Genomic DNA, 19,228 nt, shown 5'->3' with positions numbered 1-19,228 from the left:
TCTTTTTCTCCATTTTCTGCGTTCCGAAAACAGTTACATAGCTTGCTATGCGCCTGTTTTCACGCCTTGAAAATGAATAAAAATCCTGCGCCCAGTTTCTGTATTTATTTTATCCTCACTCCTTATTAATTTTTCTGTAAAATTCTATTGCAAATAGTCTTTATAAGGATTCACGATTTTTTCTTAAAAAATCTGATATTGTATTCAGATTAAAAACATGAGGATGTGCGTTTGCGTTTAGAGTATTGTAAGATAGCCGGTTTAATCTAATGAGTTCGGCGTAAGCTTCTTTTAAATAATTTCGTCCATGCTCAGATTTGTTTATTGGTTTTAAGAGCTGTATTTATGGGTGCATCTGCAATCACAATTCTTCCCAGCGTTGACAATGCCACTGAGCACCTTGTGGTGGCCTTGTTTTTTGCGTTGCTGATACACTTGTTTTTATTGTTTGGCATCGGTTTTAACCTGGAGCAAAACAATCAGCGCATGAATACCCGCATGGATATTATTCTGGTGCAAAGCCAGAGTAAAAAGGCACCGGAAGATGCCAAATATCTGGCACAAGCCAATCTCGATGGCGGCGGCAACGAACAACAGGAAGAACGTGCCACCACGCCAACCCGCGCAGAATTTCCCGCACCAACCCCGGAAATGACCAGCGCCGCAAGCCAACCACAACTGGCGGCACAATCAGCACCCCCTGTATTAGAGCAACTCACCGCAGAGCAGGCAGAAGATAAAATTGCCCTGGTAACACCAAAAGAAGATGTCAAACAACCGCAGGAAACGCCGGGGCAGGATTTGCAAACCACCCCGCCCACCACCGGCATTAATCAAACTGAACTCATTATCAAATTTCAAAAAGAAATCGCCAGCATCCAGGCAGATTTAGACAGCGAGTATCGTAAACACAAAAATCGCCCACCCCATAAATACATTACCGCAGCACGCGCTAAAGCCTCGCATTATGCGCGTTACATGCATGTCTGGCGACTCAAGATTGAAGAACTCGGTGAACAGCACTTCCCTGAAATGGCCTTAAAAAACCGCATCAGCGGCTCCATCATGATAGATTTGGCAATTAATCCCAATGGCACGATTCATAAAATTGAAATTCTTGAAGGTTCCAAATCAACCGTGTTAGATGATGCAGCAGTAGAAATTGCGCGCATGGCCTCTCCCTACCAACCCCTGACCCGCGCCATTAAAAAAGAAATTGGCGCAAATGGCATATTACATATTATCAGTACCTGGAAATTTGATATTTATGGCGGCTTTTCCAGTCATTAAGCTTTTAAGCTTTTGGAAACTCAATAATAAAATTTGCGCCTTTGCCTGATTCACTCTCGCACCAGACTTGTCCGTGCATAGTCTCCACCAGTTTTTTAACAATAAACAAACCCAGCCCCGTAGAGTGTTCACCGCCAGTGGGTTTGGCGCTGAGGCGGCTGAACTTGCCAAATAATTTCTGCTGATCTTCCAGGCTTAAACCCGGCCCCTGATCGTGTATTTCACAGCGGACTTTTTCCTGGTGGTGGCAGAGTTTGACTTCGATCTGTTTATTATGCGGCGAATATTTAACCGCATTAGATACCAGATTATCCAGCACCTGATGGGTGCTGTTGACATCAATTAACGTGGAATAATGCGCTTCATCGGCGGAAAATTGTACCTTGATGCCCTTGGCTTTGGCGCGCTGCGCGTAATGTTCAGCCCGTTCCTGCACCACCGGCAGTATATCGGCTGTTTCCAGATTAAGCTGCATGTTGCCAGATTCAATGGCGTTGACATCCAGCAAATTGGTAATCAGGCCAAACATTTTCTGTGAGGCTTCGGTAATTTTCCCCGCATATTCCACCACCTCCTCACGGCTCATATCATCATAAGCTTCTTCAATTTCTTCAGCCAAACCTTTGATGGCGGAAAGTGGATTTTTTAAGTCGTGCGCGGCAATACCGAGAAATTCATTTTTATCCTGATTAAGCTGTACCAGTTGTTGATTCAGCGTGTTGAGTTCGGCATGATTTTGTTCAAGTTTCTGGTAAGCCTGCGTGAGTTCCTGATGATGGTGATGTTCTAATTCCGCTTCATGCAAAATCGCCAGCAAACGTAATATGCGTAAAATACGCATTAACCGCAGCACCGCGACAAACTGCGCATTAGGCAGGAAACACACCACAACAATCATAAAATCAAACCCGTTCCACGGGCTTTTAAAATACAACCAGGGACGCGCCCCGTGCGCGCCGATGCGTAGCACCTGTTCAATCACAAAAATACCCAAAATCAGATACTCCAGATTTTGCAGCAAGAAGCTGTAGTTTTCAGGTATGTCTGGATAAGTTTCCAGCCCCAGTATCAGGGTGGAAAACAAGATGACACCGATAATGAAATTTTGAAACAGTCGCGCTTCAACAATGGCTTGTAATTGCTTTTTCATTTCAATCACCCCAGATTCTTTACGGATTCTTTACGGATTCTTTAATCAGATTTTGTAACTGTTCAGGAAATTGAATAGTTACCAGATTTTTTCAATTCTGCGTTTGCTGATAGGCCAGTAAACGCTTTTGCAAATCTTCCCGCTGCGGTGCTAAAAACAAACGCCCCTGAGACATGAGCAAATCCGCCAGCTCCTCATAAACATGTTTTTTGTCTTTTAGAAAGGACTGACTCAGCGTTTTATCATCCAGCCTGGCGACATGGGTACGCAGGCGCTGGATGGTGTTGATTGCCTGTTTACCGTAGAAAATCGCGGCATTGGGGTTGTTGAGTTTTTCCATGACTTCGTAAAGGTTTTTCCACACCATCCACAGATTTTCCGGCTCGCCGGTTTTGCTGAACAGGGTCAGAGCTTGCTGGTAGCTGTCCCTGGCTTTGGAATAATCGCCCTGGGTTTCATGCAGCACGGTGATGTTGTTCAAATCCCCGCCTTCCCCTGCGCGGTCGCCGATTTCGCGGTGGATAGCCAGCGCCTGTTCATAATATTCCAGCGCTTTGGCGTATTGGCCGAGGTCATCGTACACTGCACCAAGATTACCGATGAAAGCACTGATAGCTTGCCGATTTTTGAGTTGCCGCGCCAGTTTCAAGCCTTGTTCCCATTTTTCCAGGGCGGTGGGGTAATCGCTGTGATTCCAGGCTTGTTCAGCTTCCCGGTGCAAACGTTGCAGTTCGGCAATATCACTACCGGCGGCATTGTCCCCGCTTTGCGCCGATGCCCCCAGCAGTTCTCCCAGCAAACCACCCAAAGCCCGCGCCTGTTGCGCGTTTTCCGCCTCGCCTTCCACCGCTTGCAAAGCCCGCTGGATTTTGCGGGCAGTGGCGGGATTTTCTTGCAGCAGTTGGCTGATTTTTTCCGCGTCCTTAGCTTGCACGGCGCTGAGGAATTGATCCATAAATTGCTCGCGGGAAAGTTCAGCGGCTTGCACTGCGCAACTCAGCAACAGGCAAAGGGTCAAAACAAGTATTTTGCGCATGGGTGTTCCTTGTTTAAAATAAAAAATGGCCTTTAAAATATTTATACGTCTCTAATCCAGTAACAAATTCTCAAACGGATGTCTGTTCTTCCAGCGATAAGTCTGAAAATCCCGCCGGTCAGTAGATAAAATTCGTCCATGACCCAATTCTTCAGCCAATATCACCAATGAGGCATCAGCCAAATCCATCGGTAAGTCGCCATATTTATCCATGAGTTCGGTAATTCTCGCCGCATGAGCTTCGCGTAATTCAAATACCCGAAAACCACCTAAACGGTAATCTTCCATGAAACGCTGCTGTGCATTTTGCCCCAGACCACGTAGTAGCAAATGACAGGTTTCCGTCATCACAGCACAAGTTGTTATCAAATATTCCCGGCGTGCAAGCAGGTTTTGCATTTGTGTGGTCGCAGCTTGGTGGTGCTTATCTTTTTGGTTAGCAAAGGCAACCCAAAAACCAGTATCAGCAATGATCATGTTTTTCTGCCCAATAACGCCCAAGGTATTCCTTATAATTTTCCGATAAATCCACCGCACCGTCTGCGCAACCCATCAGCCCAGAATTTTGTAAGGCAATTGCGGGTTGAAATTTATCCTGATTGATAAGCTCATTTTCTTGTGTTTTCACAGATGCTTTTGAACAAGTTTGTAATCTTTGTTCTACGAATAATACAAAATCAAGCACTTCCGCTTGTTTTTCAGGTGGAAAATTCTCTACATGTTGTTGAATTGTTTGTAAAAGTGTCATAGTTTTTCCTTGTTCTTCCTTGGCTTCAAGTTGTTTAATAAGCACAATCGGTCATATTTTTTCAGTCAAAAAAGATATTGTGAAACACCTGTTTTGAGGCATTATGGTACACGGTGAAATCACTATTTGGTAATGCCTGTCCGCCAAGCTCTGCTTGACGTACTGGAAGCAGAGCTTCCAGGGCAGGCGTTCCCAACGAAGACGTTGGGAACGAGGTAGAATGGCTTGTAATTGCTTTTTCATTTCAATCTACCCTAAAAGGATTGGATGCCTTTAAAAATTGTCATTTCAATCTACCCTAAAAGGATTGGATGCCTTTAAAAATTGCATTACTGCTCAAACGGATGCAACGATGATACGTGAAATTGCAACGGTTCTGAACCGGCAACATAAGCCAAATCCACGCTGAAACGGCTGATTATGCCTGTTGCGTCTGCCACTTCCAGTATCGGGATGTGTATACCCCAGCTTTGCGGGTTAAAATTGGCATAAGCGGCATTGATATTTTGCGCAGTGGCTTGCAGCGATGCCATGTCCGGGCTGAGATACAAAGGCTCGAAGCTGCTGACATATAAATCCACCTGATACAGCACCACGCCGCTGCTATCTAACGGAAAACTTAAAGCAGGCAGGGACAGGCGGTTTGTGTGTATGTCAAACTGCGCTTGTTGCAGCGTTGATTCGCCGCTGACGGTGATGGTCACGGGCAGGGCTTCGCTGATAAAACCGCTGTTGTCCTGGGCTTTGACGCGGATGACATAATCACCGCTGGTATTAAAATCATCAAACTCCTGTCGCCACACATTTTGCGCTTCGCGGCGCAAATACCCTGTTGGCATGGCTTGACGGGCATAACCCTGTTCCGTGCGCTGGTTGGTGATTTCCGGGGTTTGGATAGCCGCCCAGACCTGCTGTACATTACCCCCAGCGATGTGGGTCTGCACCTGCAAATCCAGGCTTTGCCCCGGCTCTACTACGGCAGGTGGTGGTGTTACCGTCAGCGTCAGCAGTCCCGGCAAGCCGCCCCAGCAGCCATTGAGACACAGGCGACGCGCCATTGCGCCCTGCTCCGGGTCTTGCAACCGGGCTTGTTGCTGATTGAGGGGTATGATTTGCTGGCGCAGGCGTAAATTCACGCTATCCAGCGATTGATAAAAACTTTCGCCCTGGCGCAGTTGATCCAGATACAATTTTAGAAAAGCACTGCGCCCCAGGTCATCATAATAAGCCAGACCTTCTCCCGTGCTGCTGATTATCAGGCGTTTATCGGCAGCTAATTGACTGAGCAAAGTACCGGTGTGACAGGCTTCCAGCACCACAGTCACGGCATTATTTGTATTTTGCTGATAATCATCCAGTAGCGCGTCAAAGGTTGCACCATCCAGGATTTGCGCACCCAGCGGGTCTAATAACAGGCCGTTGGGGATGCCGTGATCAATAAAAATCAGCAGCAGCGGTTGTTCCAGCGTGCCTTGCTCAGTGGCCCATGATAAGGCTGTATTAATATCGTCCAAAGTCAAATCACGCGCTGCTGTGCCTGCGCGAAAATCTGCCAGGGTTACGGGGCCGTCTACGGCGAAATAATCTGCCTGCGCGTCCTGGTTGACATCCAAATCGGGTTTGTGCGACAGCAGATAAATTTCATTATTGTCATAACCCCGGGCGCGCAGGCTGTGATAGGCATAAGCCGCCATAAAATCCACCGCCTGCGCCTGGTTATAACCACTGCTTTGCCCGCGAGGATGGATTAAAATTGCTGCACGTTTTGTGGTTAATAATTGACTGCGTTGGTTGTCATCCTGAATCAATCCCGCCAAACCGGGTTTTTCACCAAAATCCAGCCGCGCCAGCCCGCTTTCCCAACCGCCAGCCCACACCACGCCGTTATTATCTCTATGCACGGTACGCAAATCATTACGCGGCAAACCGCTGTTGGCGCTGTGGTATTGTGTCCATGCGCCTTTGGCATCACGCCGCAACAGGCCGTGATTCGTTGCAATCCACAAACCGCCGTTACCATCAGCGATGATGTGCCGAATCCAGGTTTTGGGAATCAGGTCATTGCTCCAACTGCCATCCGCATCCAGACCGACAAAACCATACGCCGTGCCTATCCACAAGCGGCCTTCACTTTCCCGATACAAGGCATAAATGCTGTCGCTGGGTAAATCACTGTCTGCTTTGCTGTAGGTTTGCCATTGTTGCTGCACATCCCTGTGCGCCAAACCACCATCCGTGCCTATCCACAAACCACCTGCGCCATCACCGCTTAAGGCTTGAATATCGGCGTGGGGTAAGTCGCTGTTGTCAGGATTATAGTGTTGAAAACTACCATCAGCGCGTAATAACACCAAGCCGCCATTAGTGCCTATCCACAAGTCACTGCCCTCACGGTGCAGGGCATTGACATAATCATGAGGCAAAATGCCGTTGCTTTCGTTGTAATAAGACCAACTGCCATCAGTATGCAACCGCGCCAAACCACTGTTGCTGCCGTGCGTACCTATCCACAACCCATCCTCACCATCACCTAATAACACGCTGACTGAATTATGCGGCAAACCCGTGCCATCATCCGTGCGTTGGTACAACTGCCAGCCAGCCTCCGCGCTGAGCTGCGCCAAACCCAGGCTGCTGCCTATCCACAAACCGGCGTCATCGCTGTATAAGGCTTTAACGGTATTATGCGGCAACGCCTGCAAGCCTTCGTCATAAACCCTGCCAGCGCCAGCATGGTCTAACTGCACCAGCCCCAGCGCACTGCCAACCCAGCTTAAACCCTCACCATTGCTGACTATGGCCTTGTTAAAATTACTGGGCAGGATGCTGTTGTCTTTCGTAAAAACCTGCCAGCTAGTGTCCGGGCTTAAATGCCCAATGCCGCTGCCATTCATCGCCAGCCACAGCCCGGTATGGTCGCTGTGTACGGCTTTGATATTGGCGTTTTCATCCAACGGGCTGTTGTTTTGGGTATAATGCAGCCACTCAGTTGCGTTATTCAGGCGACCCAGGCCATATTCTGAGCCTATCCACAACACCCCGTCATAAAAAGACAGACTGTTAATGATATTAGAGGGCAAAGGGCTGTCATCCTCGGTATAAGCCGACCAGTTGCCGTTATTATCCCGATGCGCCAAACCCGCGCTGTGCAGACCAACCCATAACCCCTGCTGACCATCTTCAGCCAGAGATAACACATGATTACCCGCTAATCCGCTATTGCTGTTGGTATAAACTTCGCCGCGCCCGTTCTCATCCAGACGCGATAAACCCGCCCACGTACCGACCCACAAGTCTATACCGTCATGCAGCACTGCATAAACGTCATTATCGGGTAAATCACTGTTATCTGTGTTAAACACCTGCCAGACACCGCTGCCATCACGCCTTGCCAGCCCCTTAGCCGTTGCCACCCATAAGGTCTGCTCGCGCATATGCAAAGCATGGAGGGTATTATCCGGCAACACACCGGTATTGCTATATAACTGCAACAAAGCTCCACTGCTGGCATCGCGTTGTTCCAGACCGCCTTGCGTACCCACCCACAAGGTCTGCCGATCCGGTGATAACAAAACCGCCGTGACTTCGCCACGATGGGTAAAAACCTGCCACAGCGCATTTTCCGGGGCAAAACTTTGTTCCAGGCTTTGTGCCGCCAGCACCGTAATCTTAAACGCCGCAACTGCTCCCGCTTGATCAATAATCGTAACTGCATCCACCCCGGCTTGCTGTGGTGCGGTATACACTGCTTGCAGACCGGCAGCCTGAAGCGTGCCTTTAATCACGCTCCAGGTGACATCACCGGTGGCGGCAGAAACCGATAAGGTGATGGACGCACCCGCTTCCAGCACAGGCGCAGCAGGCTCCAACTCCAGCGCCATGCAGGTTTGCAGGCTCAGAAAAAGCCATAATAATAGCTTGCTGATAGCAAAAGCAGGATGCCGGTTCATGTGCTTTCTCCTGTACTTTTTCTGTTGCGTCTAAAGCACAAAAAAGAAGTTTTTGTCTAACGCCTGTCTATAAAGTATAGAATCGAATTATGATTTCACACATAATTTTTAAGCGAATAGCAGGCTAAATTTCAGGTATGATTAAAATTTCTATTACTTGAAGTCAAAAACAAACAATTGAATTATGCAAAATATCGTCGGTCAGGTTCCCAGAGGGAGCAATTTTTACCCACGTGACAACGTTATTAATAAAATCTACCGCCGCCTGGGCAGTGGCAGTCATGTCTATATTGCTGCTCCGCGCCGCGTGGGTAAAACTGCCATTATGCAGCACCTTGCAGACAACCCCCGCGCAGGCTATTGTTTTCAGTATCTCACAGTGGAATCAGTGGAAACACTGGGCGTTTATTTTAAGCGTTTGCTGGAAAGCCTGCGCACAATGCAGGGCTTGGCGGATAAATCGCTCAGCCGTTTAAATACGCTTTGGCAACGATTGGAAAAAATCGAGCTTGCCGGGGTCAAACTCGAATTGCGCAGCGGCGACAGCAAAGGCGTGGCCTTTTTCAGTGAACTCAAACAGCAACTGCAAAACCTGGAAACCCTTGACGGGCAACGTCTGGTATTAATGCTGGATGAATTTCCCCAGACCGTGGAAAATCTGCGCCGCGAACACGGCAATGGTGAAGCCGAGCAGTTTCTGCAACTAAACCGGGAATTGCGCCAGCAATGCGGCAAGGTGCAGTTTATTTATACCGGTTCCATCGGCCTGCAAAGCATTGCGGAAAAACTCGATGCCAGCAAGGAAATCAACGATATTAATATCGTGGAAGTGCCGCCGTTACAAGATAATGAAGCAACAGACCTGCTGCAACGCCTGTTTCTGCATGAGAAGGTTATATGCAGCCCCGCCACAACAGAACATCTACTGGATAAACTGGCATGGCTGGTGCCGTTTCATGTGCAATTAGCCGCGCAAGGTTTGATTGACCGTTATCACGATAAGGAACTAAAAGGCTTGCGCAAAGCCGATGTTGATACGGTATTCGCCGACATCACCAATACCCGTCATAGTCAATACTTTGAACATTATTACAGCCGTCTCAAGAAAACCCTGGACGAGGCTGAACTGGCATTTGCTTTGCCTTTGTTGCTTCATCTGGCGCAAGCGCACAGCATGCCTGTGTGGAAGCCTGGAATGATAATTTTACCCAGGCAGCAGAAGCCACCAAGGGGTTTATTTATGATGAAAAAGCCTATGAAAAATGGCCAGACGACATTGCCCGTTACCTCATGCTACTGCTCGCCAAACAACAATACCCGCTAGTAGCAGCCCATTTCCAGGACACGGAAATCGACCTCAAAGCCCGTTTCAAACCCCTGTATTACGCTTTCCTAAGCCTCAGCCAACACCCCGATGCCATGCGTCAGCCACCGGAACTGGCAGAACCGGTGCAGGAAATTCTGGCAGAGATTCAGCAGATGGCGGAAGATTATCGCTAAGCCATGATTCCCGCTTGCGCGCATATCATCAATCATCCACTAACGGGACAACTATGTTGACAAACACCGGACGTAACAAGCTACGCTGGATAAGCAGACAATCTTGAACAACGGCATCTGCATTCATAACCCGAAGCTATCTTGTGCCTTTCATGCTAATATCTAAAATGACCAAAGAAATGACTAATTTTATGGAGGTCTCATGCGCACCATCAGCCTTGCGGAAGCCAAAACGCATCTGAGTGAATTATTAAATCAGGCAGAAGTCGGGGAAGAGATTATTATCACGCGGCACGGTCGTCCTGTGGCTAAATTAGCGGGAATCAGCAAAACCATCAAACCTTTTCCGTTCACTGAATTGGAGACTTTACGCAATGCCCAACCAAAAGCCAAAAATGACTCAGTCAGCCTGCTGCAAAGCTTGCGAGAAGAAAGCCGTTATTAATGTTTTATATTGATACCAGTTTCATTGCACCATTATTTATTAATGAGGCGACATCAGATAAAGTGGCTGCTGCGCTGGCGCTTATTCCGCCGGAACAACTGGCTTTGAGTCTATGGACTAAAACCGAATTTTACAGCCTGACTGCCCGACGCGTGCGTATGCGCGAACTGGAACCACACATGGCGAAACAGCTATTAATCGCTTTCGAGCAATTACTGAAAGAATCTTGTCGTTTACTCGTTCCTGGCGCATCAGACTTTCACCTCGCAGCGCAATTCATTCAGGATTTTGAAAGTGGTCTGCGGGCGGGTGATGCGCTGCATCTGGCTATCATGCAAAATCATGCGTGTGAAACCTTGTTTACCTTGGACAAAGGCATGGCTGAAGCGGCAAAAAAATTGGGCTTGCTCGTAAGTACGTAAAAAAATGCCTACTTGGGTGCTCCAGCACCAAGTTCAACCATGCCGCTGGAGCGGCTAGCTATGCATTCCCACCGGAACGCTGGGAACGAGAAAATAGCTAATCAACAAGGGACGACTTATGGCAAATCTGGTCACACTATCCTGCCCGACCTGCGGGGCTGCAATACGAGTTGCAGGCAATGTCAACAGCCTTGACTGCGAGCATTGTCATAATCATTTTATCTTGGAAAATCAGGTGCAAAAAATACCTGCCGCCGAGCAGGATAAGCTGCGGCCTTTGGTGACTTATACCCATCAATTAGGGCAATGGCTCAGGGTGGGGGATTATGAGATATGCGTCCATGAGATTTTTGAGGAAAAAATCAAGAATCAGTGGATGGTGTATGCCAATGTTGAGTACCGCAATCAGGTGCAGACAACGCTTTCCTGCCGCGTTGGTCAGTGGATTATGTTTGATACGGAAAATTACAGCTATGACGGTGTGAGTCAGAGCCAGTTCTTTGAGGATAAAGGACGACCCCGTTTAAGCGAGCGTATTATTGCGCCCCGGACAGGGGTGCGCGGCTGGCTGGCTTTTAAGAAGCCGTTGCAGGCCGAGATGGAACGCTTGCAGTTTTTGACGGGGTATATGAGCGAGCATACGGTTAATTTTATGTTGAAAGCGGAATCAACAGGCTAAACTCGAAAGATTTCCCATGCCGTAACGGTCTTGATTACTTTCCACAACAGCGTCTGAGGGTACAAAATGAAAAATAATCTAAACGGGACTTGGCTGCTGGCTTGCTGGCTGCTGTTTTATAGTGTGAACAGTTTTGCAGAGACGCAGACAACGGCGATTAACTGGCACAAGTGGTCGGACGCGGTGTTTGCGCAAGCCAAGGCTGAGAATAAGCTGGTTTTATTGGATTTAAGCGCGGACTGGTGCGCGTTTTGTAAAAAAATGGATGCCACCACCTACCAAGACCCCGAAGTGCTTGCCAGCATCAAACAATATTATCTGCCGGTGCGCATTCACAATGAAACCGATCCCGCTTTGGCGGTACAGTACGCGCATTATGGCTTTCCCGGCACGGTGATTTTTAATGCTCAGGGTACGGAGCTATTAAAGAAAAAGGGTTATATTAAGCCGCAGTTTATGTATTGGACGCTGGAAGCCGTGGCGCAGAATCCAGCACCTCAGGCGCATCGGTAATAAGGCTATAGATTGCCGCCCCCTGACCCCCGCCTGCAAGGTGGGGGGAGCGTTCAAGCTCATTTTAAGGTTATGTATCATGCTCAAAAAATCATTCAACCGGCGTTTGTTTTTGCAAGGCAGTGGCGGGTTGGCGGTAGCGGGTTTATTGCCGACAGTTCCGCTCAATGCCGCGCCTAATCATTTTTCTGATGTTGCGGGTTTATCTGCCGGTCAGTGGCAAACGCTGGCTGCGGTGCAGGAGCATTTATTTCCCGCACAGCCCGATACCCCCGGCGCGGATGATTTGAACGCCCTGGTTTATTTGCAAAATGTGTTAAGCCAGCCGGAACAAACTCCTGAGGATAGGAATTTTATCCGTGATGGAGTGCTGCAAGTTGCGGACATAAGCCGACAACAACAGCAAAAGGCTTTTACTGAATTAAACGAAAGTCAGCGCGAACAGGTGCTGCGTCACATGGAGCAGGATAAAACCGGCGCACAGTGGTTGCGCACAGTGCTGAATTATTTGATGGAAGCCTTGTTAACCGATCCGGTGTATGGCGGCAATCCTCGCGGTATCGGCTGGGCCTGGGTGGGGCATGAACATGGTTTCCCGCGTCCACCCACTGACAAAAGGTATTTTTTATTATGAATACGGATTTTGATGTGTGCGTAATTGGCAGCGGCGCAGGGGGCGGGCCGGTGGCTTTGACGCTGGCACAAGCGGGTTATTCGGTGCTGGTGCTGGAAAAAGGCCCCTGGTTTAATGAACAGGATTTTTATAAGGATGAATTGGCTTGCTGTCTGCGGGAAACCTATACCGCATCATTAAAAGATGAGCCGCATGTGATTGAAAAAGAAGATGATGACGGCAACTGGTACAGCCATTCCACGTATCGTTCCAGTGACAGTTTCTGGAACGGCAATTGTGTCGGTGGTTCCAGTAATTTTATGAGTGGTTTTTTTCATCGCCTGAAACCGCTGGATTTTCAGTTGAAATCACGTTTTGGCCCGATCAAAGGCGCAAATGTCGCAGATTGGCCGATTAGTTATGAGGACTTGGAGCCGTATTACACCAAGGTTGAGCATGAAGTCGGGGTTTCTGGACGGGTGGTGAAACATCCGCATTCTGAGCCGCGTAGTACTAAGGATTATCCTTATCCACCGACGGCGGAACATCCGTTTGCGACTTATATTGATGAAGCCTGCACGGAACTGGGTTATCACAGTTTGCCGATGGCGCGCGCGATTTTGTCCAAACCGGCGATGGGGCGGGAGAGTTGCAGTTATAATGGTTTTTGTGGGGCTTATGGTTGTGCCACCGGTGCCAAGGGTAGCGCCCGTGCCGCTTTGTTAAATCGTGCAGTGGCGACCGGACGCTGTGAAGTGCGCCCTCATGCCAATGTCACGCGCCTGCGCAGTGATGCCAAGGGACGCATTACGCATGTAGAATATCTGGATGCGCAGGAACAAACCCAGCACGTCAATGCTAAAATTTATGTACTGGCTTGTCAGGCGATAGAAAGCGCACGTTTATTATTACTATCTACCGGGGAAAAATACCCGCAGGGTTTAGCCAATAGCAATGGCCTGGTTGGTAAAAACTTGTTATTTGCTGGTGGCGGCGCAGGTTCCGGGCGGTTTAACTATGCCAGATTTGATGCACAGAAAGCCACTGCCCTGAAACAATACCCCGGTGCCTTTATTAACCGCGCCTTGCAGGATTGGTATGTGATTGATGACCCGGATTTTGGCCCTGCACAAAAAGGTGGTACTATTGATTTTGTACATCTACACCCCAATCCTGTGGCGCGCGCCACCCGGCAACTGCGCAATCGTCAGGGTTTAATCTGGGGTAAACCGCTGCAACAGCAATTAAAATCTTATTTCAGCGAAGGCCGTTCCATCAAGGTTGAGGCATTTTGTGACTGGCTGCCAATTGATGATTGTTTTGTCAGTCTGGATAAGACGCTTAAAGATAAGTGGCAGCGCCCGGTTGCCAAAGTGCGCACGGGGTTTCATGTGCGTAATCTGCAAGTGGGCTGGTATCTGGCGAATAAATCTGCGGAAGTTTTGAAAAAAATGGGGGCGGAAGATGTGCTGGCATTTGCTTCTGGATCACCACCGACCAATCTTATCGCCGGTGGCTGTCGTTTTGGTGATGACCCAAAAACCTCGGTGCTGAATGCCGATTGCCGCGCGCATGAGGTGGACAATTTGTATGTGTCTGATGGCAGTTTTATGCCCACCGGCGGCAGCGTGCCTTATACCTGGACGATTTACGCCAATGCGTTCCGGGTGGCGGATAAGATTGTGGCGCAACTTGGTGGGTGGAAAAAATATGCTTAGAAAGTGCTTTATTCAACTAAAATGGGGTTCCCGCAGAGGCGCAAAAGTGCAGAGGTTTTTGGTTTCTGGCTTTTTATCTTTGCGGGAGAAATAAAATAAATAACATGAGTTCGATATAGGAGTATCAAGCATGTGTCTGGGCATCCCCATGCAAGTCAAAACCATTGAAGACTATAGCGCCCGTTGTGAAGCTAAGGGCATAGAGCGTGATGTCAGTTTATTCATGCTGCAACATGAAGACATCCAGGCAGGTGATTTTGTGGTGGTGCATGTGGGTTATGCCATCCAGAAAGTCACCCCGCAGGAAGCGCGTACTGCCTGGGAAATTTATGACGAAATGCTGGCGCGGGAAGCCGGTAATGCATGAACTGGCGATTTGTCAGGCGCTGATACAGCAACTTGAAACTATTTCCAGAGCACATCAGCAGGCAACAATTGCGGTTGTACATCTGCAAATGGGGCCGTTATCCGGGGTTGTGCCTGCCTTGCTGGCAGATGCTTTTCCCATTGCCAGCGCAGGTACGTCCGCTCAGGATGCCTTGCTTAAAATCACTGAAGGCCCATTACGGGTACGGTGCAGCACCTGTGGGGCAGAAACTGATGCCCGTATCAATAAATTGATTTGCGGCGCTTGTGGTGATTGGCATACCACTTTGATTTCTGGTGATGAGTTGTTGCTGGAACGGGTGGAACTTGATGTGGATGATTCTTAAAGAAGCTGTCCAAAAACGATTTACCGAATTTACAAAGCAACGTAAGCAATGCAGAAATGCACAGAAAATTTTTACGTTTTTTTGCACATTCAGCGGCAAATTTAAGTTCCTGTTATTTTGATGATTGTCATGACCAAAAACCAGCAGTGGCAGCAATGCCGCGCGCACCCGCAGCCAAAGCGTCATCAAGGTCTTCAGGTTTCATCCCGCCCAGGCCATAAGTGGCTTGCGGTAATCCCGCCGTCATTTCACTGAAACCCTGCCAGCCCAGTCCTGCAAGTTCGGGGTGGCTGGCAGTGGGTTTAACAGGAGAGAGCAGCAGAATATCCGCGCCAAGCTGGTCTGCGCGTTTTAGATCCTCCTGGCTGTGGCAGGAAACCGAAAGCAGTTTATCTTCAGCAATCGGGCGCTTTTTGAAACCATCAAGTTTATCACTGCTCAAGTGCAGGCCGTCTGCCTTGGTTTTTGTAAATAAATCAGGTGTTGTTACCAGCAGCAACGGCATTTCAAAATGGGCACAAATTGTTTCAGCAAGACGAGTAACTTCGCGGTACTCCTCATCAGCCATGCCCTTGCAGCGTAACTGCACCACCTTGGGGCCTGCTTGTAATGCTTGTTCCAGCTTGTACCGGAAATCTCCGAGATCGGTGAATTTGCCGGTAATCATGTAGTGACTGGGTAGTAATGACCTCATAAAGACTCCTTAGGAGTGAGGATGAAATAAATGCAGAAACTGGGCGCAGGATTTTTATTCATTTTCAAGGCGTGAAAACAGGCGCATAGCAAGCTATGTAACTGTTTTCACAACGCAGAAAATGGAGAAAAAGACCAGCCAGGTTGCTGAAGTTATAAAATTCTCACTCCTTAGATGCTGATTCTGGGATACACGTACTCATAACGTTTAATAATGCGTACTGCCAGCCAGATTGTGAATAGTGAACACGCTGCTATCACGGCTAAACTGGAAAAGTCCGGCAGGCGGTCGTACATTAAAATATTACGGTAATCCTCAATGAGATTTGCCATAGGATTGAGGTAAAAATAAAATTTGAATTCTTCGGGTACGATGTCTGCGGCATTAAAAAAAATACCGGTTAAAAAAAACAAAGCGTGTAATACCGTTTCAATCACAAAACGCAAATCCGGGACAAAAGGCACGATGGCGGCTTCCAGCAGCGTGACGGCAATAATCACCAGCAACTGCGTGAATAAAACCAGCGGTAAGGCCCAATAATTGAGATTAGGCGTATAACCAGATAACCATAAAAAAATCAGCAGCAGAACAAAGATAAAAACAAATTTTACGCTGTCAGTCAAAATCACCACAATGGGGAAAATGACTTTGGGCAGATGCACCCGCTGCATCAGATGACGACCATTGGTAATACTGAGTGCACCGTGGCTGATGCAGGATTTCAGCCATTGCCATGTGGTTAAGCCAATGAGCAAAAATGGTACAAAATCTTCCGTGCCACGTTTCATCAATAAGCCGAATATGACGTAGAAAACCCCCATAAACAGAATTGGTTCAAACACCCACCACAGAAAACCGAGATAAGTGCGCTCACTTTCGGCTTTCAGATCGGCGTAGGTTTTATATAAAACAAGCTCAAAATAACGGTTATACATCTTTTTAAAGTAACTTACCTGAGTTCGGCATAAGCTTCTTTCAACGCTAAATGTGTTGAAAACCGCTTCCGCCTCACGCTAAATTATTGATAGTGTGTATTGGACTTCATGGCTTTTTGTTAAAAAACCTTACATTGGGTTCAGGTTAACTTGAGTTCAACATAGGGTTTTTGTGTCTAAATCAAACCCGGACTAAGGCAAACATTGAGAACAAAACCCGGTATTTTAACCTGAATCCGTTGTAAACTCAGCCTCTTTTAAACGGCTCGGGTCACGCGCACGATTTCTTCCGGTGTGGTTAAACCCTGATACAGTTTTTCCAGTGCATCCTGGCGCAGGGTGCGTAAACCTTCCTTTTCAGCTTGGCTGCGAATGGCATTGGCATCGCCGCCTGTGCTGATAACGTGGCGCAAGTCATCGGACATCATTAACAGCTCATAAATACCAATCCGCCCCCGATAACCGGTTTGACCACAGCGTTCACAGCCTTTGCCGCGCACAATTTCCGGGCATTGCGCGGTGGTGATGCCCAGTAGTTTAGCTTCTTCCGCTTCCAAAGCCACTTTTTCCGCACAATGAGGGCAGACTTTACGCACCAGACGTTGTGCCATGATGCCCAGCACACTGGAGCTGATCAAATAGGTGTCGATATTCATATCCTGCAAGCGGGTGATGGCTCCGGCAGCATCGTTGGTATGCAGGGTGGAGAAGACCAGGTGACCGGTGAGCGCAGATTCAATGGCAATTTCTGCGGTTACCTGGTCGCGAATCTCACCCACCAGAATGACATCCGGGTCCTGACGCACAATGGAGCGTAAACCGGCAGCAAAACTCAGACCGATTTTAGCATTGACGTGAATCTGGGTAATACCTGCCATTTGATATTCCACCGGGTCTTCCACGGTGATGATTTTCTGGTTGCCGCTGTTCACTTTTTCCAGTGTGCCATACAGGGTTGTGGTTTTACCGCTACCGGTAGGGCCAGTGACCAGAATCATACCAAATGGCTGGCGGATAATCTGCTCATATTGAGTAAGCACATCTGCTGGCATCCCCAATTGTCCCAGACTGACATTGACATCGCTGCGATCCAGGATACGCAATACGATAGACTCACCGTGTATACCCGGCAGGGTGGATACGCGCATATCCAGGCTGCGCGCATCCAGGGCGTATTGTATGCGCCCATCCTGGGGTAGACGCTTTTCGCCAATATCCAGCCGCGCCATGAGTTTGAGGCGCGAAGCCACAGCCGGTGTGACCCGTGCCGACAGGCGTTCAATTTCAACCATCACCCCATCAACCCGGCAACGCACCATCAGCGCATCTTCTTCCGGTTCAAAGTGAATATCACTGGCGCTCATATCCATGGCGCGTTCCAGTAGATGATTCACCATACGGATAATCGGCGCTTCGGAGGCCAGATCTTCATCATATTCCGCATCGTCATTAAACAGACTGTCATCGCCGTTGTCTTCAATTTGCGGGGTCAGACGCGCGCGCCAGTATTTAATCAGGCGTTCAACATCTTCGCTGCTGGCAGCTTTGAATTGTATTTTTTCCCCCAGAATAAAACGGATTTTTGCACGATCTTCAATATCCGGGAGTTCGGTAAATAACAGGCTGGGGTCTTCCGGGAAGGTTTCTACCGGCGCAATACTTTTTGGCGTTAGTAATTGGGTAAATACGGGGCGTAAGGTGTCTGCATTCATGTGTTTTCTCTGATTTTTATAATACCTAGTGATTTTTAAGGTTTTTACCATAAAAAATTTCGGTCATTTCCTGACGTAAACAGGTTTCAATGGCGCTGCATTCATACGTGGATAAATGTGAAATATCAACATTAAACAGATAGTTCTCCAATTCAAAATCTTTAATCAACATTTTAGTGTGGAAAATATTTTCCTGGTAAACATTGACATCAATCATTTGGTAAGCATTTTTGGTATCGTCGGATAAGTAATCCTGGATGGAGTGAATAGTGTGATCAATATAGTGTTTATGACCATCAACATCACGGGTAAAGCCGCGCACCCGGTAATCCATGATCACAATATCCGAGTCAAAACTGTGAATCAGGTAGTTTAGGGCTTTTAGTGGAGAAATTCGACCACAAGTGGAAACATCAATATCAACGCGAAAACTGCTAATGCCGCCATCGGGATGTGTTTCCGGGTAAGTATGTACGGTAATATGGCTTTTATCCAGATGCGCAACCACCGCATCCGGCAAAGGACCGGGAGAAGGGCTGTTAGACAACTGTTCTGAATGTATAGGTTCTTCTGAAATTAACATGGTAACACTGGCACCTTGAGGATCGTAATCCTGATGCGCGATATTGAGAATATTGGCACTAATAATATTGGCAACATCCGTTAAAATACGTGTTAAACGCGTGGCATTGTAGGCTTCGTCAATATATTCAATATAGGCGGTATGTTGTTCAGGCGTGGTTGCGTAACAAATATCATAAATATTAAAACTCAGACTTTTGGTCAGATTATTAAAACCGTGTAATTTGAGTTTTTGATAGCAGTTATTCACAAAATTAATCCCTTCATTGTTGCTAATTTTGAAACCCCTTTAAAGTATAACGATACAATAGGGTATTTTTTGGGTATATTGCAACAACCTGATGTCAGTAGGGGCGCTCAATGAAAAAATGGATTTTTTATTTGTAAGTGCTTGGTTTAATTGGTCGGGGTGAGAGGATTTGAACCTCCGGCCACTGCCTCCCGAAGGCAGTGCTCTACCAGGCTGAGCTACACCCCGTTTGAAGCTTATTTGGAATACGGAACAGTATTCCTGAAATATTCACTTGA

General features: G+C 47.8%; 20 protein-coding genes and 1 tRNA gene. 11 read left to right on the top strand and 10 right to left on the bottom strand.

Translation table 11 applies throughout. The features are described from left to right. The first annotated feature begins 345 nt into the window (after window positions 1-345). A complete protein-coding gene (locus QUF61_RS11175) occupies window positions 346-1,290 on the top strand; it encodes an energy transducer TonB (protein WP_289681732.1) in 945 nt (314 codons plus the stop codon). 4 nt (window positions 1,291-1,294) lie between these two features. On the opposite strand, the gene QUF61_RS11170 is transcribed toward QUF61_RS11175, so the two are convergent. The 5 genes from QUF61_RS11170 to QUF61_RS11150 form a co-directional block, all read right to left on the bottom strand. Beyond that, window positions 1,295-2,440: a sensor histidine kinase gene (locus tag QUF61_RS11170; protein WP_289681731.1), complete on the bottom strand. Its 1,146-nt coding sequence runs from the start codon at window positions 2,438-2,440 to the stop codon at window positions 1,295-1,297. Window positions 2,441-2,531: 91 nt separating this feature from the next. Then, the gene (locus QUF61_RS11165) at window positions 2,532-3,476 is read right to left on the bottom strand and encodes a tetratricopeptide repeat protein (RefSeq protein WP_289681729.1); all 945 of its coding nucleotides are present in this window, start codon (window positions 3,474-3,476) and stop codon (window positions 2,532-2,534) included. 51 nt (window positions 3,477-3,527) lie between these two features. Next, window positions 3,528-3,953, bottom strand: a complete 426-nt coding sequence (locus QUF61_RS11160; RefSeq protein ID WP_103921796.1) for a type II toxin-antitoxin system VapC family toxin — start codon at window positions 3,951-3,953, stop codon at window positions 3,528-3,530. Further along, window positions 3,940-4,224, bottom strand: coding sequence for a hypothetical protein (locus tag QUF61_RS11155; RefSeq protein ID WP_103921795.1), 285 nt, complete (start codon window positions 4,222-4,224; stop codon window positions 3,940-3,942). The genes QUF61_RS11160 and QUF61_RS11155 overlap by 14 nt, the downstream gene beginning before the upstream one ends. Window positions 4,225-4,553: 329 nt before the next feature. After that, window positions 4,554-8,174: a two-component regulator propeller domain-containing protein gene (locus tag QUF61_RS11150; protein WP_289681727.1), complete on the bottom strand. Its 3,621-nt coding sequence runs from the start codon at window positions 8,172-8,174 to the stop codon at window positions 4,554-4,556. Window positions 8,175-8,358: 184 nt separating this feature from the next. Here QUF61_RS11150 and QUF61_RS11145 point away from each other — a divergent pair, with 184 nt between their 5' ends. The 10 genes from QUF61_RS11145 to QUF61_RS11100 all read left to right on the top strand — a co-directional run bounded on the left by QUF61_RS11145 (window position 8,359) and on the right by QUF61_RS11100 (window position 14,777). After that, a complete protein-coding gene (locus tag QUF61_RS11145; protein WP_289681725.1) occupies window positions 8,359-9,498 on the top strand; it encodes an ATP-binding protein in 1,140 nt (379 codons plus the stop codon). Continuing rightward, window positions 9,465-9,674 carry a hypothetical protein gene (locus QUF61_RS11140; protein WP_289681724.1) on the top strand — a complete coding sequence of 70 codons (210 nt, stop codon included), beginning with the start codon at window positions 9,465-9,467 and terminating at the stop codon, window positions 9,672-9,674. Before QUF61_RS11145 ends, QUF61_RS11140 begins: the two co-directional genes overlap by 34 nt. Before the next feature lie 202 nt (window positions 9,675-9,876). Further along, window positions 9,877-10,119 (top strand): type II toxin-antitoxin system Phd/YefM family antitoxin, encoded by a 243-nt coding sequence (locus QUF61_RS11135; protein WP_289681723.1) that lies wholly within the window; start codon window positions 9,877-9,879, stop codon window positions 10,117-10,119. Beyond that, window positions 10,119-10,541, top strand: coding sequence for a type II toxin-antitoxin system VapC family toxin (locus QUF61_RS11130; protein ID WP_103920227.1), 423 nt, complete (start codon window positions 10,119-10,121; stop codon window positions 10,539-10,541). Before QUF61_RS11135 ends, QUF61_RS11130 begins: the two co-directional genes overlap by 1 nt. A 118-nt stretch (window positions 10,542-10,659) precedes the next feature. After that, complete coding sequence (locus QUF61_RS11125) at window positions 10,660-11,220, top strand: hypothetical protein (RefSeq protein ID WP_103920226.1); 561 nt, start codon at window positions 10,660-10,662, stop codon at window positions 11,218-11,220. Window positions 11,221-11,286: 66 nt separating this feature from the next. After that, window positions 11,287-11,733, top strand: coding sequence for a thioredoxin family protein (locus QUF61_RS11120; protein ID WP_289681722.1), 447 nt, complete (start codon window positions 11,287-11,289; stop codon window positions 11,731-11,733). A gap of 79 nt (window positions 11,734-11,812) precedes the next feature. Next, window positions 11,813-12,367: a gluconate 2-dehydrogenase subunit 3 family protein gene (locus QUF61_RS11115; RefSeq protein ID WP_289681721.1), complete on the top strand. Its 555-nt coding sequence runs from the start codon at window positions 11,813-11,815 to the stop codon at window positions 12,365-12,367. Then, window positions 12,364-14,064 carry a GMC family oxidoreductase gene (locus tag QUF61_RS11110; RefSeq protein ID WP_289681720.1) on the top strand — a complete coding sequence of 567 codons (1,701 nt, stop codon included), beginning with the start codon at window positions 12,364-12,366 and terminating at the stop codon, window positions 14,062-14,064. Before QUF61_RS11115 ends, QUF61_RS11110 begins: the two co-directional genes overlap by 4 nt. A 130-nt stretch (window positions 14,065-14,194) precedes the next feature. Continuing rightward, window positions 14,195-14,431: a HypC/HybG/HupF family hydrogenase formation chaperone gene (locus QUF61_RS11105; protein ID WP_103920222.1), complete on the top strand. Its 237-nt coding sequence runs from the start codon at window positions 14,195-14,197 to the stop codon at window positions 14,429-14,431. Next, complete coding sequence (locus QUF61_RS11100) at window positions 14,394-14,777, top strand: hydrogenase maturation nickel metallochaperone HypA/HybF (protein WP_289681718.1); 384 nt, start codon at window positions 14,394-14,396, stop codon at window positions 14,775-14,777. Before QUF61_RS11105 ends, QUF61_RS11100 begins: the two co-directional genes overlap by 38 nt. A 127-nt stretch (window positions 14,778-14,904) precedes the next feature. Here QUF61_RS11100 and QUF61_RS11095 read toward each other — a convergent pair whose 3' ends face one another. The 5 genes from QUF61_RS11095 to QUF61_RS11075 all read right to left on the bottom strand — a co-directional run bounded on the left by QUF61_RS11095 (window position 14,905) and on the right by QUF61_RS11075 (window position 19,178). Continuing rightward, a complete protein-coding gene (locus tag QUF61_RS11095) occupies window positions 14,905-15,471 on the bottom strand; it encodes a thiamine phosphate synthase (RefSeq protein WP_289681717.1) in 567 nt (188 codons plus the stop codon). 170 nt (window positions 15,472-15,641) lie between these two features. After that, entirely contained in the window at window positions 15,642-16,406 is a 765-nt protein-coding gene (locus QUF61_RS11090) for an ABC transporter permease (protein ID WP_289681716.1), read from the bottom strand. 257 nt (window positions 16,407-16,663) lie between these two features. After that, window positions 16,664-18,118, bottom strand: a complete 1,455-nt coding sequence (locus QUF61_RS11085; protein WP_289681715.1) for a GspE/PulE family protein — start codon at window positions 18,116-18,118, stop codon at window positions 16,664-16,666. A gap of 25 nt (window positions 18,119-18,143) precedes the next feature. After that, window positions 18,144-18,950, bottom strand: coding sequence for an adenosylmethionine decarboxylase (gene speD / locus QUF61_RS11080; RefSeq protein ID WP_289681714.1), 807 nt, complete (start codon window positions 18,948-18,950; stop codon window positions 18,144-18,146). Window positions 18,951-19,101: 151 nt separating this feature from the next. Further along, window positions 19,102-19,178 (bottom strand) — tRNA-Pro (locus QUF61_RS11075). Between the last annotated feature and the right edge of the window lie 50 nt (window positions 19,179-19,228).

It is taken from the genome of Candidatus Venteria ishoeyi, from assembly GCF_030378065.1.
Classification (GTDB): domain Bacteria; phylum Pseudomonadota; class Gammaproteobacteria; order Beggiatoales; family Beggiatoaceae; genus Venteria; species Venteria ishoeyi.
This window is presented reverse-complemented; position numbering and strand designations above follow the sequence as displayed.

Bases quoted from the DNA above. Each gene is read 5' to 3' on its own strand.
- QUF61_RS11165 (WP_289681729.1), bottom strand. From the start codon at position 3,476: ATGCGCAAAATACTTGTTTTGACCCTTTGCCTGTTGCTGAGTTGCGCA.
- QUF61_RS11145 (WP_289681725.1), top strand. From the start codon at position 8,359: ATGCAAAATATCGTCGGTCAGGTTCCCAGAGGGAGCAATTTTTACCCA.
- QUF61_RS11115 (WP_289681721.1), top strand. From the start codon at position 11,813: ATGCTCAAAAAATCATTCAACCGGCGTTTGTTTTTGCAAGGCAGTGGC.
- QUF61_RS11130 (WP_103920227.1), top strand. From the start codon at position 10,119: ATGTTTTATATTGATACCAGTTTCATTGCACCATTATTTATTAATGAG.
- QUF61_RS11120 (WP_289681722.1), top strand. From the start codon at position 11,287: ATGAAAAATAATCTAAACGGGACTTGGCTGCTGGCTTGCTGGCTGCTG.
- QUF61_RS11085 (WP_289681715.1), bottom strand. From the start codon at position 18,118: ATGAATGCAGACACCTTACGCCCCGTATTTACCCAATTACTAACGCCA.
- QUF61_RS11140 (WP_289681724.1), top strand. From the start codon at position 9,465: ATGCTACTGCTCGCCAAACAACAATACCCGCTAGTAGCAGCCCATTTC.
- QUF61_RS11105 (WP_103920222.1), top strand. From the start codon at position 14,195: ATGTGTCTGGGCATCCCCATGCAAGTCAAAACCATTGAAGACTATAGC.
- QUF61_RS11110 (WP_289681720.1), top strand. From the start codon at position 12,364: ATGAATACGGATTTTGATGTGTGCGTAATTGGCAGCGGCGCAGGGGGC.
- QUF61_RS11160 (WP_103921796.1), bottom strand. From the start codon at position 3,953: ATGATCATTGCTGATACTGGTTTTTGGGTTGCCTTTGCTAACCAAAAA.
- QUF61_RS11090 (WP_289681716.1), bottom strand. From the start codon at position 16,406: ATGTATAACCGTTATTTTGAGCTTGTTTTATATAAAACCTACGCCGAT.
- QUF61_RS11125 (WP_103920226.1), top strand. From the start codon at position 10,660: ATGGCAAATCTGGTCACACTATCCTGCCCGACCTGCGGGGCTGCAATA.
- QUF61_RS11175 (WP_289681732.1), top strand. From the start codon at position 346: ATGGGTGCATCTGCAATCACAATTCTTCCCAGCGTTGACAATGCCACT.
- QUF61_RS11095 (WP_289681717.1), bottom strand. From the start codon at position 15,471: ATGAGGTCATTACTACCCAGTCACTACATGATTACCGGCAAATTCACC.
- QUF61_RS11150 (WP_289681727.1), bottom strand. From the start codon at position 8,174: ATGAACCGGCATCCTGCTTTTGCTATCAGCAAGCTATTATTATGGCTT.
- QUF61_RS11170 (WP_289681731.1), bottom strand. From the start codon at position 2,440: ATGAAAAAGCAATTACAAGCCATTGTTGAAGCGCGACTGTTTCAAAAT.
- QUF61_RS11135 (WP_289681723.1), top strand. From the start codon at position 9,877: ATGCGCACCATCAGCCTTGCGGAAGCCAAAACGCATCTGAGTGAATTA.
- QUF61_RS11100 (WP_289681718.1), top strand. From the start codon at position 14,394: ATGACGAAATGCTGGCGCGGGAAGCCGGTAATGCATGAACTGGCGATT.
- QUF61_RS11155 (WP_103921795.1), bottom strand. From the start codon at position 4,224: ATGACACTTTTACAAACAATTCAACAACATGTAGAGAATTTTCCACCT.